The organism is Dermacoccus abyssi, from assembly GCF_003515945.1.
GTDB classification, from domain to species: Bacteria; Actinomycetota; Actinomycetes; order Actinomycetales; family Dermatophilaceae; genus Dermacoccus; species Dermacoccus abyssi.
In genome coordinates this window covers 1-1,238 of sequence record NZ_QWLM01000054.1, presented here as the reverse complement: position 1 = coordinate 1,238, position 1,238 = coordinate 1, and the positions used below count along the sequence as shown (strand labels likewise).

At 65.0% G+C, this 1,238-nt stretch carries 1 protein-coding gene; it reads right to left on the bottom strand.

Annotated elements, in window-relative coordinates; all coding sequences use genetic code 11:
- Window positions 1–29: 29 nt before the first annotated feature.
- Window positions 30–1,234, bottom strand: a protein-coding gene (locus D1832_RS15075; RefSeq protein WP_118915201.1) for an IS3 family transposase whose coding sequence is annotated in 2 segments (ribosomal slippage) — window positions 30–947 and window positions 950–1,234 — 1,203 coding nt in all. Because the reading frame shifts where the segments join, the coding sequence is not laid out codon by codon here.
- Between the last annotated feature and the right edge of the window lie 4 nt (window positions 1,235–1,238).

Here is a 1,238-nt window from a genome sequence, read left to right as displayed (position 1 = left end):
GGGACTGCTGCACGATCAGGTGACAGGGGTTAGGCAGCCAACTCGACTGCTGTGGTCATGATGGTTTCGAACTCGATCGGCGTCAATCGCCCCAGCCGGTCCTGACGTCGGCGACGGTGATACGTCCGTTCGATCCAGGTGACGATCGCGATCCGGAGTTCCTCCTGCGTGGCCCAGGATTGGCGGTCCAGGACGTTCTTCTGAAGGAGCGCGAAGAACGATTCCATCGCCGCGTTGTCACCCGCGGCGCCGACGCGGCCCATCGACCCGGCCAGGCCGTGACGGTTGATCGCGTGCACGAAGCTACGGCTGCGAAATTGCGAGCCTCTGTCCGTGTGGATGATGCAGCCGGCTACATCTGCGCCGTCGGAACGCCTGCGAGCAACGGCCGAATCCAACGCTGCGACAGCCAAACTCGACTTCATCCGGTCGCTGATCGAGTAGCCCACGATGCGGCCTGAGCACACGTCCTTGACCGCGCACAGGTACAGCTTGCCTTCGTTCGTCCAATGCTCCGTGATGTCGCTCAGCCAGACCTCGTTCGGGTGATCGGCGACGAACTCATGCCGTGTGACGCCATGCTCGTCAGTCGTGGCGAGGCGGTCGTCGTGCACGGGCGGGCCCGGCTTCTTCCCGTTGCGGCCGCGCTTCTTGCCGAAGCTCGACCACCACGCGTTCGTCGAGCACAGCTTCCACGCCGTCCTAGCCGACATGCTCACGCCCGCGGCGCTGGCTTCTTCGTAAAGGTAGCGGTAGCCGAATTCGGGGTCGTCGCGGTGAGCGTCGAACAACGCGTTCGCGCGATGCGCCTGATCCCACTCTGCCGGTGTGACAGGTGATGCGAGCCATCGGTAGTACTGCTGGCGACACAGCTTCAACACCCGGCACGTGAGCGCCACCGAGATTCTCTCGGTGGCCAGCTGCGTCACGAGCGGGAAGAGCCTTTTCCCGGCAGATTCGCCTGACTCAGGTACGCGGCCGCGCGGCGCAGGACCTCGTTCTCTTGCTCAAGCAGGCGGATGCGGCGGCGTGCGTCGCGTAGCTCGTGGGACTCGGCGCGAGTGGTGCCGGGGCGGTTGCCGTCATCGATGTCGGCTTGGCGCATCCACTTGTTCAACGTCATCTCGTGGACGCCGAAGTCTTTCGCGATCTGGGCGAGGGTGACGCCCGCTTCGCGGGCGCGGGCCACGCGCACGACATCGTCACGGAACTCCTGGGGGTAGGGCTTGGGCACGGTG